Here is a 14153-nt window from a genome sequence, read left to right on the forward strand (position 1 = left end):
GCTGCCGTGGACCCCTTGTAGGGCCATCACTGCAGCGGGTGAACGCTGGTAATATGGCCCGACCCCAACGATTAGCCACTGCCGAATGCACCCCACAGCCGTCGACGAGGGAACTCCGGTTTCCGTCAAAATTCGCGAGCGCATCGCCGCGTCGCGCAAGCGATTCAACGCCAACGACAACATCTCGCAGTTCATTGAGCCCGGCGAGCTGGAGTTGCTGCTTGACGAGGTCGAGGAAAAAATGAAGGGCGTCTTGAGCAGCCTGGTCATCGACACCGAGAACGACCACAACACCGGCAGCACCGCGCGCCGGGTGGCCAAGATGTACCTCAATGAAGTGTTTCGCGGCCGCTATGTGCCAGCGCCCAACATCACTGAGTTCCCCAACGCCGAGCACCTCAACGAGTTGATGATCGTCGGCCCCATCACCGTGCGCAGCGCCTGCAGCCACCACTTTTGCCCGGTGATTGGGCAGATTTGGATTGGCGTCATGCCCAACGAGCACACCAATGTGATCGGCCTGTCCAAGTACGCGCGCCTGGCCGAGTGGATCATGGGTCGCCCCCAAATCCAAGAGGAAGCCGTGGTGCAACTGGCCGACCTGATCCAGGAAAAAACCCAGCCCGATGGACTGGCCATCGTGATGGAGGCCAGCCACTTTTGCATGTCGTGGCGCGGCGTGAAGGACATGGACAGCAAGATGATCAACTCGGTCATGCGCGGCGTCTTTCTCAAAGACGCCAATTTGCGTCGCGAGTTCTTGTCCCTGATTCCCAAGAAAGGCTGATGTCATGTTGGTCCGTTTGCTTTATGCCAGTCGCGCGATAGACCCTGCGTGCACCTCGATCGATGAGATCTTGAGCCAGTCCCGCCAGTACAACCCCACCTGTGGGATCACCGGCATCTTGTGCTACGGCGGCGGCATCTTCCTGCAGGCCATCGAGGGTGGACGCATGGCGGTGAGCGAGTTGTACGGTCACATCCAGAAAGACCCGCGCCACAAGGACGTGGTGTTATTGCACTACGAAGAAATCACCGAGCGCCGTTTTGGAGGTTGGACCATGGGCCAGGTCAACATGTCCAAAATCAACACCAGCATCCTGCTGAAGTACGCCGAAAAGCCCGAGTTGGACCCCTATGCGGTATCGGGCCGCGTATCGCTGGCCTTGCTCGAAGAGCTGATGGCCACGGCATCCATCATCGGCCGGGCGTGACACCTCTTCGCCGCAGGCCGCCCAGTGGCGTGGTGGCTTTTTTGCAGCGCTGATGCAACTCCTGGGTTGCGATTTTTCCAGTAGCCCCTCGCGCCGCAAATCGATCGTGCTTGCTTGGGGTGCGATGGAAGGAACCCGAGTGACGCTTGCGCGGCTGGAGCGGCTTGAAACACTGGATGCGTTCTCGCACGCCATGGCGCAGCCAGGCGACTGGGTGGGTGGTTTCGATTTGCCTTTTGGCCTGCCGCGTCAGTTGGTGCAGACCTTGGGTTGGCCTCTGGACTGGGCTGACTGCATGCGCCACTACGCAGGCCTATCCCGAGCAGAGATTCGCGAGCGCTTTGCGGCGTTCTGCAATGCGCGGCCAGTGGGCGCTAAGTTCGCGCACCGTGCCACCGACCTGCTTGCCAAGTCCAGTCCTTCGATGAAATGGGTGAATCCGCCAGTAGCCTTTATGTTGCACGCGGGTGTCCCCCGCCTGCTGGATGCGGACGTGTACTTGCCGGGTTTACATCCACCCGAGCCTGGTTCGCGCAAGGTGGCACTGGAGGCCTATCCGGGCTTGCTTGCGCGTGAGCTGCTGGGCAGCCGCAGCTACAAAAGCGACGACAAAGCAAAGCACACGCCCCAGCGCTTGCTGGCCCGCAAGGACTTGCTCAACGGGTTGGAACTCGGGCAGTCTCGGCTGGGCTTGCGCCTGAAAGTGAGTCATGCCCAGCGCGACCATGTAGTTGCCGACGCGGCAGGTGATGCTCTCGACGCAGTTCTGTGCCTGCTGCAAGCCGCTTGGGGCTTGCGCCAACACCAACAGGGTGCGCCTATGTATGGCTTGCCTGCAGATCTGGACCCTTTAGAAGGTTGGATCGTGACGGCCTAGCCGACGATCAAATCCGTGGGAGCACGGTTTCTTCGATTTTTTGTGCGATCTGGGTCACCGCCATCGCCGCCGGCGAGCCAGGCGTGGACTGGATGAGTAGCTGTCTGCGCATGATCGCTTGGCGTACCGACGGATCGGCGGGAATATCGCCCAGGTGGACAAGCTTGATCGGCCGGCCCGGCTCAGAGCTGACAAATCGATCCAGCACCTGCTGCAGCTGTACCGTGATCGCGCGCCCGTCGCCAAGGCGCGCCGTTTGGTTGACCAGCATGCGAATCGTCTGTCGTTTTTGCTGGCCCACCAACACCTTGATAGTGGCGTAGGCGTCGGTCAGCGACGTCGGCTCCGGTGTTGCCACCACAATCACCTCGGAAGCAAGCGAAACCGCAAACAGCACCACGTCCGAAATGCCTGCGCCGGTGTCCAACAATACGATGTCGTAGTGCGGTACCAGGCCACCCATGATGCGCAGAAAATCATCGCGCACCTCAGGGGTTAAGCGCGAGTATTCGACCATGCCAGAGCCCGCAAGCAACACCGAGAAGCCGCCAGGCGCCTTCACGATTGCGTCTTCCATTTTGGCTTTTCCGGTGAACACGTCGTGCAGCGTGACTTTGGGGTACAGGTTGAGCACCACGTCCAGGTTGGCCAAGCCCAGGTCTGCATCCAGCACTAGCACCCGAAGTCCACGCCGTGACAGTGCAGCGGCTAGGTTGGCAGACACGAAGGTCTTGCCGACGCCACCTTTGCCGCTGGTGACCGCAACCACTTTGCCAAGGGGCTTCAAGGGCACGGTCGGGGTGCCTGCGGCCGCTGCGGGCGTAGGGGTAAGGTCTGACATCAGTTCACTCTCTGCATTGCACTGCCCGAGGGCGAGTCACCCGTCGGGTTTTCGATCCAGGCGGGGTCACCCAGCGCCAGATGCCCAAACAGCATATTTTTTTCTTCGGCACTCACCACGATTTCTTGCTGGTAATCGAGGAACACGCGGTTGCGCCCTTCGGTCTTGGCGCGGTAGAGCTGCGTGTCTGCACGCTCCGTCCATAGAGCGCCAGTGGAGCGCACCCATTCAGGTGCATACGCACCCCCGATGCTGACTGTGACATGGATCTCCACGCCGGGCGCCACAGTAATGGGCATTTGCTCAATGGTTTGACGAATGCGCTCGGCAATGGTCTGGCCAAAATAGGTATGGCAGTTGGGCAAGATCACCGCAAACTCTTCACCACCGTATCGCGCCAGGGTGTCCATCGGGCGCACGCATTTACCCAGTGCAGTGGCCACGGTCTGCAGCACGAGGTCGCCCACGCTGTGGCCATAGGTGTCATTTACCTTCTTGAAGTGATCAATGTCGAGCATCAACAGCAAGGCAGGTTCGCCAGACCGCGCCACGACCTCAATCGTGCGGTCCAATACGTTGCGGAAGTGCCTGCGGTTGGCAAGGCCGCTCAAAGGGTCCTTCAGTGAGAGCTCGCAGAGTCCGTCGATAACGGCCTGCAGGTACGCGGTGGTGGAGTGGCCGGGTGTGGGCAGTGGAAGTGCGCTGTCCCGACTCAATAGTGCGCGCGCATCATCCAGGCGCAACTGTTCAAAGTCGAGGGGAGGAACAGAGGAGGGAGACGCCACGATGGAACTGACTTTATGTTGCTTAAAGTCTAACAGCAAGACCACGGTGGCTAGCACATACTGAGCAATGCGGATCGCGCGGTAGCACAATCTCGGTCCACTGCATTGCTCGGCCATCGAGCATGAGCAAACGACCCTGCAAACTGCTTCCCACATGGGCGACAAGCTTCAAGCCCTCGGCCGCCTGCATGGCACCGATGATTCCGACCAGCGGTGCAAACACTCCCAGCGTGGCGCAATGCTGCTCTTGTACCGTCACCGTCGGTGGGAAAGCGCAGGCATAACAGGGCGCGTGCGGCGTTCGGGTGTCGTAGACGCTGATCTGGCAATCAAACTGGACCGCCGCGCCCGAGACCAAGGGTTTGGTGTGGTGTACACAGGCGGCGTTGACCGCGTGGCGGGTTTGAAAGTTGTCACTGCAATCGAACACGATATCGACGTGCGGCACCAAGGCGTCCAGTACTTGCGCGTCGGCCCGGGTCTGCAAGGTCGTCAGTTCGACATCGGGGTTGAGGGACTGCAGGGTGTGTTGCAGCGACTGCACCTTGGGCTGGCCAATGGATTCGGTGCGGTGGGCGATCTGGCGCTGCAGGTTGGTCAGATCGACCGTGTCGTGGTCGAGCACCGTGAGGTGTCCAATCCCTGCGCAAGCCAAGTACATCGCCAGTGGCGATCCCAGCCCGCCTGCGCCAATGATCAATGCATGTGCGTCTCGAATGCGTTGCTGTCCTTCGATGCCGATGTCGTTAAGCAGGATGTGGCGCGAGTAGCGCATCAGTTGGGCGTCCTGCATGGTGCGCTACTCTTCCTTTTTCTGTTCCTCGCGCTCGACTTGGGTTTTGCTCACGAGCACCGGCTTGCCTTTGAGTTGGTTGAGCGCTTGGGCAAGCTGAAAGTCCTTGTCCGAGCCAAATTCGGGCGCACGGCGTTCGGCGACCGGTTTACGGGACTCTTCCTCTAGGCGCTTGATGGCCTCTTCGCGTGCCTTTTCCCGCGCGGCGTCCTTCTTTTCGTCGCCTTGGCCGTTACCGAGGTGCTTTTCTAAGTCTGCCTCACGCATGCGAAGGACGGCAAACGGGCTACCTTCCGCGGTCTCATCGACCAGCACATCAGGAACAATACCCTTGGCCTGGATGGAGCGGCCCAGCGGCGTGTAGTAGCGCGAGATCGTGATCTTCATACCCGTGCCAGAGTCGCCCCCGAGATCACGTGGTGCCTGCACCGAACCCTTGCCAAAGGTTTGGCTGCCCATGATGGTGGCTCGCTTGTGGTCTTGCAGTGCGCCGGCAACGATTTCGCTGGCCGAGGCAGACCCCTCGTTGACCAGCACAACCAGTGGCAATGTTTTGAATGCTGCCGGTAGTGACCCAACCAGCTCGCTACCCAAAACGTTCTGGTAGTTTTTGGGCGTGGCCTTGACCAGTTGCTGGCTGCCCAGAGTCTGTCCCTTGGTGGACACCACCGTCACGTCCTCTGGCAGAAACACAGCTGAAATGGCCACTGCGGCGTTGAGCAAACCGCCCGGGTCGTTGCGCAGGTCCAGCACCAGTCCTTTGAGGTCCGGGTCTTGTTTGTACAACTCATTGAGCTTCTTGGCGAAGTCTTCGACAGTGCGCTCTTGGAACTGGCTTACACGTACCCAGGCATAACCCGGCTCGACCAACTTGCCTCGCACCGATTGCTGCTTGATTTCTTCGCGAATGATCGTGACCGGAAATGTGCGGTTCTCCGACTTGCGAAAAACGGTCAATAGCACCCGCGTGGCCGGCTCGCCCCGCATGCGCTTGACCGCCTCGTTCAGCGGCAAACCCTTGACAGGTGTGTCGTCAATCTTGGTGATCAGGTCGTTGGGCTTGAGACCGGCACGAAACGCTGGCGAGCCCTCAATGGGGGAAACCACTTTGACCAGACCGTCTTCCTGGGTGATTTCTATTCCGACTCCAACGAACTTTCCGGAGATGTTTTCCTGAAACTCCTTGAAGGACTTCTTGTCGAAGTATTGGGAGTGTGGATCGAGGCTGGATACCATGCCCGAGATGGCGGCGGTAATGAGTTTCTTCTCATCGACAGGCTCCACATAATCGCTTTTGATGATGCTGAACGCCACGGCAAGTTGCTGCAACTCTTCAAGTGGCAGCGGTGCCACTGTCCCCCGCGCAAAGGTCTGCAATGAAACCGTTGTCAGCGAACCCGCCATGACACCGAGTGCGATCCAGCCGGTGATTCTTAATTTGTGACCCATACTTTGTGCTGCCTGTGTAAGCGAATCAATATACACCTTGGAAACCTTGCTGGCTGCGCTACCGTCGAGGCGGGGTATTGGTCCGCATGGGCCGCCACGGCCATGAGGATGCCATCAGGCTTTGCTCTGTGCTGCGACGGCAGCGGCGGCAGACGCTGCCGCCTGCGCGTCGCCGAGGTAGTAATGCCTCAGGGGACGCAGATCGGCGTCCAGCTCATACACCAGTGGTATGCCATTAGGGATGTTCAGTTCAACGATATCTGCCGGCGCAATCTGGTCCAAGTATTTGATTAACGCACGGATGGAGTTGCCATGTGCGGCAATGAGCACACGTTTGCCGGCCCGCACGGCGGGCGCCACTGACTCGTGCCAGAACGGTAGTACGCGTGCCACAGTGTCTTGCAGGCACTCGGTCAAAGGGAACTGGTGTGCCGACAGCTTGGCGTAACGCCTGTCTCCGCGCTCGCAACGGGGATCGTCGGCGGCCAAGGCTGGCGGTGGGACGTCGTAACTGCGCCGCCACAGCAGCACCTGCGCGTCACCATACTTTTGCGCTGTGTCCGCCTTGTTGAGACCTTGCAAGGCGCCATAGTGGCGCTCATTGAGGCGCCAGGTGTGCGCAACCGGCAACCAGGTGCGGTCCATTTCGTCTAGGCAGTGCCACAAAGTACGGGTGGCGCGCTTGAGCACGCTGGTGTAGGCCAGGTCAAAGTCAAAACCCTCCGATTGCAGCAGCTTGCCCGCTGCCTTGGCCTGCGCCACGCCGGTGGGTGTCAGGTCCACATCGGTCCAGCCGGTGAAACGGTTTTCTAAATTCCAGGTCGACTCGCCGTGGCGTACGAGGACGATTTTGTACATGGTAGGTATTCAAGTCAGAGGGGGATGTGCGCCGCAGCCAGACGCAAGTGCAACGCAGCATTCTAGAATGTTGCCCGACTTACCCCGCCCAGGCGGGCCTAGGTCACCTACCCAATCAAGGATCACCGTGAAATTTATTGTTGACAACTGGATGCTCATTTCGATCGCCATGCTCTCTGGCGGCATGCTCCTGTGGCCCATCCTGCAGGGTGCCGCGGCGACGGGGATCAGCCCTGCATTGGCTGTGCAGCTCATGAACCGCGAAAAGGCTGCAGTGGTCGATGTCAGCGAGTTCAGCGAGTTCGCGGCGGGGCACATCGTCGGCGCCAAAAACATCCCTTTGGGAGAGTTGGAGACCAAACTGCCAACGGCGGTGAAAAACAAGGCCATGCCGCTGCTCTTGGTATGCCGAACCGGTGCGCGTTCCGGGCGCGCAGTGGCGATTGCCAAGAAGTTAGGTTTTTCCCAGGTTCAAACCTTGGCGGGTGGTCTTGCCGCTTGGCGCAACGCCAACTTGCCCACCGAAAAGGCTTGAGTGGCGCACCATGCAGAACGTCAAAATGTTTAGCACCGCGACGTGCCCGTATTGCATTCAGGCCAAGCGGCTGCTCCAGTCCAAAGGCGTCGCGCACATCGATGAGATTCGGGTGGACCTCAACCCTGGCGAGCGCAACCGCATGGTGGAGCTCACCGGCAGGCGCACCGTGCCGCAAATCTTCATTGGCGAAACCCACGTGGGCGGTTGCGATGACTTGGTGGCACTCGACAGCCGGGGTGGCTTGGTGCCGTTGTTGTCAGCGCGCTGAGATAATTGCGCCGACTGCATTGTTTGGGCTCGCTTGCATCTTTGGCCAAGCGGGCTTTGTTTTACTTTGAAAGAACCCTCCCATGGCCGACCAAGATCCCGTGTTCCAGATTCAGCGTGTCTACCTCAAAGAGGCCTCGCTGGAGCAGCCCAATTCCCCCGCGATTTTGTTAGAGCAGGAGCAACCTTCAGTAGACATCCAGCTTGGCGTAGAAGCCGCGCCAGTGGCCGAAGGCATTTACGAGGTGTGCGTCACCGCCACAGTGCAAACCAAAGTGAAGGACCGCACCGTATTCCTGGTGGAGGCACGGCAGGCAGGCATCTTTGAGATTCGCAACCTACCGCAAGAACAACTTGGCCAGATCATGGGCATTGCTTGCCCGCAAATCGTTTACCCTTACCTGCGCGGCAACGTTGCCGACCTGATCCAGCGTGGCGGCTTTCCACCGGTGCATCTGTCGGAGATCAACTTCCAGGCGATGTACGAGCAGCAGCAGGTGCAGAGTGCAGGCGACGTCGGTGCTGCCCTGCCTCAGTAAATCCAGCGCACCAATGTGCGCAACCGCGCGCACCGTTGCGCTTGGGTGCGCTCCCAACGTCGCATGAAGATTGCAATTCTGGGCGCCGGTGCTTGGGGTACAGCGCTGGCGGTGCGGGCCAGCCACGGCGGTTCAGCGCACACCGTGACCTTGTGGGCTCGCGACACGGCGCATGCCCAAAGCATGGCCAGCGACCGAGTGAACCAGCGCTACTTGCCCGGGTTGGTATTCCCTGATGCGATGCACATTGCAAAAGGTGGCGAAGCTGGCCTGCGCAACTTGTTGCCAGATCAAGACCTGATCGTTCTCGCAGCACCCATGGCGGGCTTGCGTGTCCTCTTGGAGCGACTGCGGGACCAGGCCTGCCCAGTGGCGTGGTTGTGCAAAGGCTTGGAGGCACCGCCCTTGGACGTGGGAGGCCTAGGTCGCTTGGGCCACGAGGTTCAGCAGTCGGTGGCGCCCGCACTGCGCGCCGGCGTACTCAGCGGCCCCAGTTTCGCGCAGGAGGTGGCGCTGGGTCAGCCCACGGCATTGGTAGCGGCAAGCCAGGACCCCGGTGTGCGCGACAGCCTGGTGCAGGCCTTTCATGGCCGCAGCCTGCGGGTGTACGCCACTGACGATGTGGTGGGTGTCGAGGTGGGCGGCGCGGTGAAAAATGTGCTGGCCATCGCCACAGGCCTGTGTGACGGCCTGGCGTTGGGACTCAATGCACGTGCTGCACTCATTACCCGTGGCCTGGCAGAGATGACGCGCCTCGGCGTGGCGCTGGGCGCGCGGTCCCAGACCTTTACAGGGCTGAGCGGCTTGGGTGACCTGGTGCTAACTGCCACAGGTGATCTTTCGCGCAACCGCAAAGTGGGGTTGGCCTTGGCCCGGGGGGCCAGCTTGGAACATGCGGTCGCAGAACTGGGCCATGTAGCCGAGGGCGTGTACTGCGCGCGAACCGTGCTGCAGCGTGCCGAGGACCTGGGCGTCGATATGCCGGTGACCCGCTGCGTGGTGGCCCTGCTCGATGGACGCTTGCAAAGCGCGCAGGCCTTGGCCGAACTGATGGGACGTGACCCCAAGGCCGAAGCGCCCGACCTGGGCGCAAACTAGTGGCCTACTGCGCGCGGATTCTGGCCGCAATGTGCGCCAGCGCTTCTTCCACTTGGTCCACCAAAATCAGGCACAGGTCGCCTGGCTTGAGCACGTCCATCGCCGTGTCAATTGCCAGGAACTCTCCGTAGATCTCGCATGTGCTGGTCGTACGCTGGGCTTGCTCCAGCCCTTGGCGCAGCAAGGCGATCACCTCGCCGTGGCTGCGCCCGCGTTGGCACTGGTCTTCAAACAGCACCACCTCGTCAAATGCCTTGCCGAGCACTTCGGTAAGCTGACGGATGTCTTCGTCGCGGCGGTCGCCAGCGCCACTGATGACCACGCTGCGTCGACGGGCGGGCATGGATTCCACCGCCTGCACCAGCGCCACCATGGCATCCGGGTTGTGGCCGTAGTCCGCGATCACAGTGGCTCCGCGGAACTGGAACAGGTTGAAACGCCCGGCCGCATTGTTGGCTTCGTTGGAAAACGATGCCAAGGCTTTTTCGATCGTCGGCCACTCTATGCGCAATGCCCATGCCGCAGCCACCGAAGCAAGCACGTTTTCCACTTGAAAGGCGATGGCGCCGCCCAGGGTGATGGGCACATTGGAGAGTGCAATATGGTGACTGAAACTGCCCTTGCTGGCCACGATCTGGCCGTCTTGCACATACACCACCGCATGGCCTTGGGCTTTGTGGGTCGCCAGCACTGGGTGCTGCGGATCGATTGCGAAAAAAGTTACCAACCCCTTGGTCATGGTGGCCATGCGTGCGACCTTGGGATCTGCCGCATTGAGCACTGCCACGCCGTTGGGCGCCACGTTTTGCACCACCACGCGTTTGAGGATGGCCAGCTCCTCTACGGTCGTGATGTAGTTCAGCCCGAGGTGGTCGCCGCTACCTATGTTAGTCACCAACGCCACGTCGCAACGGTCAAACGCTAGGCCTTCGCGCAGGATGCCGCCGCGTGCGGTTTCCAGTACTGCCACGTCCACATCAGGGTGCAACAGCACGTTGCGCGCACTTTTGGGGCCGCTGCAGTCGCCGGTGTCTACGCACTGACCGTTGACATATACGCCATCGGTATTGGTCATGCCCACCCGCAGCCCATGCACCGCCATGATGTGGGATATGAGACGCACAGTGGTGGTCTTTCCGTTGGTACCTGTGACCGCAACTACCGGGATGCGCCCGTCTTGCCCGGGCTTGAACAGCATGGACACCACCGCCTCGCCAACCGGGCGGGCCTTGCCATATGAGGGCGCCAGGTGCATTCGCAGGCCGGGTGCGGCGTTGACCTCCACCACACCCCCGCCTTGCTCTTCCAGGGGGCGCAAAATGCTTTCGGTCACGATGTCGACGCCACAAATGTCCAAGCCAACCATCTGGGCTGCGTCGACCGCGCGCGCGGCCACATCGGGGTGCACGTCATCGGTCACATCGGTGGCCGAGCCGCCGGTAGACAGGTTGGCGTTGTTGCGCAAGTGCACGCGACGCCCTTTGGGTGGCACCGAATCGGCTGCAAAGCCTTGCACAGCGAGGCAGCCTTGCGCGATGTCGTCTAAGCGGATGCGGGTCAGAGATGTGGAGTGGCCCGAGCCTCGGCGCGGGTCTTGGTTGACGTGGTCGACCAGCTGGGCAACCGTGTGAACGCCGTCGCCCACCACCGTGGGCGGATCGCGCCGCGCTGCTGCCACCAAGCGGTCGCCCACGACCAGCAAGCGAAAGTCACTGCCTGGCATGTAGCGCTCCACCAGAATTCGCCGGCGGTACTCGCTGGCAGTGGCATAGGCCTTGAGCAACTGTTCTTGGTTGGTGATGTTGACGGTCACACCCTTGCCTTGGTTGCCGTCCAGAGGTTTCACGACCACCGGCAGGCCGATCTCTTGGGCTGCAGCCCACGCGTCCTCGGCGTCACGCACGGTGCGCCCCGCGGGTACTGGCACCCCGGCTGCGGCGAGCAGCTTTTTGGTGAGCTGTTTGTCCTGGGCGATAGCCTCCGCAATCGCGCTGGTGGCATCAATCTCCGCCGCCTGGATGCGCCGCTGCTTGCTGCCCCAGCCAAAGCGCACCATGCTGCCTTCTGTCATGCGGCTGTAGGGGATGCCGCGTGCTACTGCGGCGTCGACGATGCAGCGGGTGCTGGGCCCCAGGCGCACATCCTCGTCCAAGGCACGCAAGCGGGCCAGCGCGTCTTGAAGATCGAAGTTGGTGCCGTCTAGCGCGGAGGCGCATAGCGCCTGCGCCAGTTCCACCGCCAGCCGCCCCACCGCCTCTTCGCTGTACTCCACCACGACTTGGTAGATCTGTGGGTCCACCGTGGGCGTGGTGCAGCTAAAGGTGACCGGGCAGCCGGCCTGCGCTTGCAAACCCAAGGCGCAAAGCTCCAGCGCGCGCGCAATAGGCACCGTGTCGGTTTGGCCAATCCCTTGCAGCGGTCCGAGCGCTGGAAAGCGCTCACGCAGCCGCGCTTCAAAGCCCGGCACACGGTGGATGGCGTCCTCTTCGGCGTTGCAGGCCACCACCGCTTGAATGGCGGTGTGGTGGCTCCAAAGGTTGGGGCCGCGCAGCGCGCGGATTCGGGTCACGTCCATGGTGTGCTCAATACGGGGTTTTCTTGGGGCTGGAGTCAAAGGTACGCAGACCTGCGCTGATGAACTCCAAGGGAATGTCGAGGGCCCATGCCACCGCCACCGCAGCCATGACCATTTCCGGCTGTGACGCTTTGGCAGGCTTAAGCATGGACAGCGGCAGCCGCGCCAAGACCGTTGCTCCTTGCGCAAGTTCGATGGCACCATCGCGCAAGAACACCACGCGTTCGCCCGCATCCCGGTGGGCAGCCAGTGCCGGGAGCGAGGCATCGAGCCCGTAGAACATGACGCGGCCGTCGCAGAGCTCGGCCAGTGCGACGGCCTGCGCATCGGCCGCATTGAGCACCGCGCATCCCGAGGGCAGCACCACATCCACTTGGGTGCGGGCCACTTTGAAGGTTTGCTCGGCATCTTGGATATCAAAGTCGCGCAGCGCTGGTTGCCAAGTCACGTCGGTGACCAAGCCGACCGCGCATTTGTCATAGGCCAAGCCTTCGCCCAGAATGTGTGCGCTGGGGTTCTCTATGACAGCAGCCTGCACCGCGCGATTCATCAGCACGCGTTGGCCGGCCTCCCAGCGCGCGCAGTCGTCAGCCTCGACCTGGCGGGCCCCCAGATACATGCCTTCGCTGCAGGCCAAGCCGACGCGCTTGCCGCTGATGTGGAGGAGCCAAGCCACTAACCGCGCGACCCGGCCGGCGCGCTGGGTGCCAGTGATGCCGACGACTGGGATGCGCCCTTCGTGACCTGCGCGAAACAGGTGCGACACGATGGCCTGCCCCACAGGCTGCGCTTCACCCTCGGCGGGATGCAGGTGGGCCAGCAGCCCGGGGCTGGCATTGACTTCCACCACCGCACCGCCCTGGGCTTGCAGCGGCTGGCTGATGTCTTGCAGCACCATGTCGATGCCCGCGATGTCCAAACCCACTACACGCGCCGATAGGGTGGCTGCCTGCGCGATGCTGGGGTGCACCTTGTCGGTGACGTCGAATGCGACATTGCCGTTTCGCTGGATCAGTACCTTGCGGCCCTGTGCTGGCACGCTCCTGGGTGTGAGCCCCACGCGCTCCAGTTCCAGAATGATCTCACCGCTTTCGCTGGGTTTGACGAGGTTGAGTGGAAACTTCTCCCCCTCGCCTCGGCGTGGGTCGGTGTTGATCTGCGAGCGGGCTAGTTGGTCGATGTCGGACACGCCATCGCCCTCGATCCACAGCGCATCGCCTGCGGCGGCGGCGATCACCTTGGAGTCCACCACCAGCAGCCGGTGTTCGTTGCCATGGATGTGTTTCTCCACAATCACGCTGCTGGCGTCGCCTTGGTGCAGCGCCAGGTCGTAGGCGGCGTGCACTTCAGACTCGGTACGCAGGTCCAGGGAAACGCCGCGACCGTGGTTGCCGTCGAGTGGCTTGACCACCACCGGTGTGCCAATTGACTGCGCCGCTTCCCAGGCGGCTTCGGCGCTGCGCACCAACGCGCCGCGCGGCACCGGCACGCCACATGCTTCAAGCAGCGTTTTGGTCAAATCCTTGTCGCAGGCGATTTCTTCGGCGATAGCCGAGGTCTGGTCCGTCTCGGCGGTCCAGATCCGCCGCTGCGCCGCCCCGTAGCCAAGTTGCACCAGATTGCCTTCGCTCAGGCGAATGAAGGGAATACTGCGGCTGATGGCCGCATCCACGATGTGGGAAGTGCTGGGGCCCAAGCACAGGTCGTCGACCATCGCATGCAGCTGGTCTACCGAGCTGGTGACGTCAAACGGTGTGTTGTTGATGGCTGCCATCAGCAGGTCGCGCCCCAGGTTCAGCGCAGCGCGCCCCACGTCTTCCTGCCGGGTGCGAAAGGCCACCTTGTATACACCTCGCGCAGAGGTGCTGCGGGCTTTGCCAAAACCAGTGCGCATGCCCGCAAGGTTTTGTAACTCCAAGGTCACGTGCTCCAAAATGTGCGCAGCCCAGGTGCCTTCCTGCAGGCGCTGCAAGAACCCGCCGCGCACGCCAGGGCTGCACCGGTGTTCGATCAGGCTGGGCAGCATCGCCACCAGGCGCTCGTACAAGCCGGCCACGGTGTTGGAGGGGTGGTCCTCTAAATCGCCGATGTCGACCCAAGCTTCAATCACTGGCCGGTAGGTCCAGATGTTGGGGCCGCGCAGGGCAAGGACCCGCAGTATTTCGATGTTTTTGAAGACCGGCATGGGAACTAAGTGAGGCGATGCACCAACGCTGCACCTGACGCGGTGTCTATTCTCACCCACTCTGACCACCGAGCCAAGGTGCGCCCTTGCCTTTGTGGCGTACAGTGCGGGGCTGCCAGTATCGCGGCCCGTGG

At 61.6% G+C, this 14153-nt stretch carries 14 protein-coding genes; 7 read left to right on the forward strand and 7 right to left on the reverse strand.

Annotated elements, in window-relative coordinates; genetic code table 11:
* Positions 1-85: 85 nt before the first annotated feature.
* From folE to ACILRC_RS01140, 3 genes are read left to right on the forward strand one after another with little or no spacing between them, the layout of a single operon-like run.
* A complete protein-coding gene (gene folE, locus ACILRC_RS01130) occupies positions 86-787 on the forward strand; it encodes a GTP cyclohydrolase I (RefSeq protein ID WP_395667479.1) in 702 nt (233 codons plus the stop codon).
* Positions 788-791: 4 nt separating this feature from the next.
* Entirely contained in the window at positions 792-1214 is a 423-nt protein-coding gene (locus ACILRC_RS01135) for a BLUF domain-containing protein (protein WP_395667480.1), read from the forward strand.
* Between the two features lie 52 nt (positions 1215-1266).
* Complete coding sequence (locus tag ACILRC_RS01140) at positions 1267-2091, forward strand: DUF429 domain-containing protein (protein WP_395667481.1); 825 nt, start codon at positions 1267-1269, stop codon at positions 2089-2091.
* A gap of 7 nt (positions 2092-2098) precedes the next feature.
* Here ACILRC_RS01140 and ACILRC_RS01145 read toward each other — a convergent pair whose 3' ends face one another.
* The 5 genes from ACILRC_RS01145 to gpmA all read right to left on the reverse strand — a co-directional run bounded on the left by ACILRC_RS01145 (position 2099) and on the right by gpmA (position 6817).
* On the reverse strand, positions 2099-2932 hold the full coding sequence (locus ACILRC_RS01145) for a MinD/ParA family protein (protein ID WP_395667482.1): 834 nt from the start codon (positions 2930-2932) through the stop codon (positions 2099-2101).
* Entirely contained in the window at positions 2932-3717 is a 786-nt protein-coding gene (locus ACILRC_RS01150; protein ID WP_395667483.1) for a GGDEF domain-containing protein, read from the reverse strand. Before ACILRC_RS01150 ends, ACILRC_RS01145 begins: the two co-directional genes overlap by 1 nt.
* Positions 3718-3739: 22 nt before the next feature.
* Positions 3740-4510 carry a HesA/MoeB/ThiF family protein gene (locus ACILRC_RS01155; RefSeq protein WP_395667484.1) on the reverse strand — a complete coding sequence of 257 codons (771 nt, stop codon included), beginning with the start codon at positions 4508-4510 and terminating at the stop codon, positions 3740-3742.
* A 6-nt stretch (positions 4511-4516) separates the two neighbouring features.
* The gene (locus ACILRC_RS01160; protein WP_395667485.1) at positions 4517-5959 is read right to left on the reverse strand and encodes a S41 family peptidase; all 1443 of its coding nucleotides are present in this window, start codon (positions 5957-5959) and stop codon (positions 4517-4519) included.
* Positions 5960-6073: 114 nt separating this feature from the next.
* Positions 6074-6817, reverse strand: coding sequence for a 2,3-diphosphoglycerate-dependent phosphoglycerate mutase (gene gpmA / locus ACILRC_RS01165; RefSeq protein WP_395667486.1), 744 nt, complete (start codon positions 6815-6817; stop codon positions 6074-6076).
* Between the two features lie 127 nt (positions 6818-6944).
* On the opposite strand from gpmA, the gene ACILRC_RS01170 reads away from it, so the two are divergent.
* From ACILRC_RS01170 to ACILRC_RS01185, 4 genes are all read left to right on the forward strand, one after another.
* Positions 6945-7352, forward strand: a complete 408-nt coding sequence (locus ACILRC_RS01170; protein ID WP_395667487.1) for a rhodanese-like domain-containing protein — start codon at positions 6945-6947, stop codon at positions 7350-7352.
* Positions 7353-7362: 10 nt separating this feature from the next.
* Entirely contained in the window at positions 7363-7623 is a 261-nt protein-coding gene (gene grxC / locus ACILRC_RS01175) for a glutaredoxin 3 (RefSeq protein WP_395667488.1), read from the forward strand.
* An 82-nt stretch (positions 7624-7705) separates the two neighbouring features.
* Positions 7706-8161 (forward strand): protein-export chaperone SecB, encoded by a 456-nt coding sequence (secB, locus tag ACILRC_RS01180; RefSeq protein ID WP_395667489.1) that lies wholly within the window; start codon positions 7706-7708, stop codon positions 8159-8161.
* A 63-nt stretch (positions 8162-8224) separates the two neighbouring features.
* A complete protein-coding gene (locus ACILRC_RS01185) occupies positions 8225-9259 on the forward strand; it encodes an NAD(P)H-dependent glycerol-3-phosphate dehydrogenase (protein WP_395667490.1) in 1035 nt (344 codons plus the stop codon).
* Positions 9260-9263: 4 nt separating this feature from the next.
* Here the strand turns inward: ACILRC_RS01185 and cphA (ACILRC_RS01190) are convergent, their stop codons facing one another.
* Both cphA (ACILRC_RS01190) and cphA (ACILRC_RS01195) read right to left on the reverse strand, forming a co-directional pair.
* Positions 9264-11834: a cyanophycin synthetase gene (gene cphA / locus ACILRC_RS01190; protein ID WP_395667491.1), complete on the reverse strand. Its 2571-nt coding sequence runs from the start codon at positions 11832-11834 to the stop codon at positions 9264-9266.
* A gap of 7 nt (positions 11835-11841) precedes the next feature.
* Complete coding sequence (gene cphA / locus ACILRC_RS01195) at positions 11842-14019, reverse strand: cyanophycin synthetase (RefSeq protein ID WP_395667492.1); 2178 nt, start codon at positions 14017-14019, stop codon at positions 11842-11844.
* Positions 14020-14153 lie beyond the last annotated feature (134 nt).

Origin of the sequence: Rhodoferax sp. (genome assembly GCF_044236835.1) — a bacterium.
GTDB lineage: Bacteria > Pseudomonadota > Gammaproteobacteria > Burkholderiales > Burkholderiaceae_C > Allorhodoferax.

What these genes read in the sequence shown, in the direction of transcription:
- folE (WP_395667479.1), top strand. Translation starts at nt 86, where the DNA reads ATGCACCCCACAGCCGTCGACGAGGGAACTCCGGTTTCCGTCAAAATT.
- ACILRC_RS01135 (WP_395667480.1), top strand. Translation starts at nt 792, where the DNA reads ATGTTGGTCCGTTTGCTTTATGCCAGTCGCGCGATAGACCCTGCGTGC.
- ACILRC_RS01140 (WP_395667481.1), top strand. Translation starts at nt 1,267, where the DNA reads ATGCAACTCCTGGGTTGCGATTTTTCCAGTAGCCCCTCGCGCCGCAAA.
- ACILRC_RS01145 (WP_395667482.1), bottom strand. Translation starts at nt 2,932, where the DNA reads ATGTCAGACCTTACCCCTACGCCCGCAGCGGCCGCAGGCACCCCGACC.
- ACILRC_RS01155 (WP_395667484.1), bottom strand. Translation starts at nt 4,510, where the DNA reads ATGCAGGACGCCCAACTGATGCGCTACTCGCGCCACATCCTGCTTAAC.
- ACILRC_RS01160 (WP_395667485.1), bottom strand. Translation starts at nt 5,959, where the DNA reads ATGGGTCACAAATTAAGAATCACCGGCTGGATCGCACTCGGTGTCATG.
- gpmA (WP_395667486.1), bottom strand. Translation starts at nt 6,817, where the DNA reads ATGTACAAAATCGTCCTCGTACGCCACGGCGAGTCGACCTGGAATTTA.
- grxC (WP_395667488.1), top strand. Translation starts at nt 7,363, where the DNA reads ATGCAGAACGTCAAAATGTTTAGCACCGCGACGTGCCCGTATTGCATT.
- secB (WP_395667489.1), top strand. Translation starts at nt 7,706, where the DNA reads ATGGCCGACCAAGATCCCGTGTTCCAGATTCAGCGTGTCTACCTCAAA.
- ACILRC_RS01185 (WP_395667490.1), top strand. Translation starts at nt 8,225, where the DNA reads ATGAAGATTGCAATTCTGGGCGCCGGTGCTTGGGGTACAGCGCTGGCG.
- cphA (WP_395667491.1), bottom strand. Translation starts at nt 11,834, where the DNA reads ATGGACGTGACCCGAATCCGCGCGCTGCGCGGCCCCAACCTTTGGAGC.
- cphA (WP_395667492.1), bottom strand. Translation starts at nt 14,019, where the DNA reads ATGCCGGTCTTCAAAAACATCGAAATACTGCGGGTCCTTGCCCTGCGC.